Below are 1,450 nucleotides of genomic sequence, written 5' to 3' on the forward strand. Positions count from 1 at the left end.
ATGGCGCACGGCATCGTCATCTTCGGCCTGGTGCCGTTCCTGGCTGGCGCAGGTTCCCGATCGGATCCAGCGTGGCCACGGTTGTCCTCGTCGAGCCCGTGCGCGAGACCGCCGAAAACGCTGATATCCGGCAGCATTCAACGGATCGGACGGATCTGGCCACGGTTCCGCCGCCTCTGGATCCGGCCGGATCAGCGTGTCTCCCGGGAGCCGGTCAGCCCGCCGGTATGTGCTGCGGTTCGAAGGCGGGCCGGCCACCCTGGCGGTGGACTGCCCCCCCCTGGACGTAGGCGGTGAGGAACCTGCTGATACGGCCCACGGCGTCGGTGAGGTCGTCCACGTCCGGCAGCGTGACGATCCGGAAGTGATCGGGCCGCGGCCAGTTGAAACCCGTGCCCTGCACAACCATGATCTTCTCGGTCAGGAGCAGGTCCAGGACGAGCCGTTCGTCGTCGGTGACCGGGTAGACGTCCGGATCGAGCCGCGGGAACGCGTACAGCGCCCCTTTCGGCTTCACGCACGACACGCCCGGAATGTCGTTGAGCAGCTTCCACACCACGTCCCGCTGCTCGCGCAGGCGGCCACCGGGCAGGACGAGGTCGCCCGCGCCGCCGTCGTCCTCGAGCGCGGCCCGCATGGCGAACTGGCCCGGGACGTTGGCGCACAGCCGCATGTTGGCCAGGATGTTGAGCCCCTCGACATAGCTGGACGCGTGCGTGCGCGGGCCCGAGAGCACCATCCAGCCGGAGCGGAAGCCGGCCAGCCGGTACGCCTTGGACAGCCCGTTGAACGTCACGCACACGACGTCCGGAGCGAGGGCCGCGGTGGAGACGTGCTCGGCGTCGTCGTAGAGGATCCGGTCGTAGATCTCGTCCGAGAAGATCATCAGATTGTGCCGGCGGGCGAGTTCGACGATGCCCTCGAGGATCTCGCGGTCGTAGACCGCGCCGGTGGGGTTGTTCGGGTTGATCACTACGATGGCGCGGGTGCGCGTGGTGATCCTGCTGGCCATGTCGTCCAGGTCCGGCATCCAGCCGGCCGGCTCGTCGCACAGGTAGTGGACGGGCCGCCCGCCGCACAGGCTGACCACGGCTGTCCACAGCGGGTAGTCCGGCGCCGGGAGCAGCACCTCGTCGCCGTCGTTGAGCAGCGCCTGCAGCGACATCATGATCAGTTCTGAGACGCCGTTGCCGAGGTAGACCCCGTCGGGGTCGATACCGGTGATGCCCTTCCCGTTCGCGTACCGGACCGCGGCCGTGCGGGCGGAGAGCAGGCCCTTGGAATCGCTGTAGCCCTGTGCCTCGGCGAGGCCGTTCACCACTGCCTCAAGGACCGCCGGCGGCGCGTGGAACCCGAACGGCGCCGGGTTGCCGATGTTCAGTTTGAGGATGCGCTGACCAGCGGCTTCCAGCTTCGTCGCCTGGTCCAGGACGGGGCCCCGGACGTCGTA

1 protein-coding gene is annotated in these 1,450 nt (G+C 68.6%); it reads right to left on the reverse strand.

Going from position 1 to position 1,450, the window contains the following annotated elements; translation table 11 throughout:
- Positions 1–214 precede the first annotated feature (214 nt).
- The coding region (locus tag AC5LUJ_RS09035) for a pyridoxal phosphate-dependent aminotransferase (protein ID WP_493464768.1) at positions 215–1,450 on the reverse strand (1,236 nt) is incomplete at its 5' end.

The organism is Protofrankia sp. CiP1_Cm_nod3, assembly GCF_982290655.1.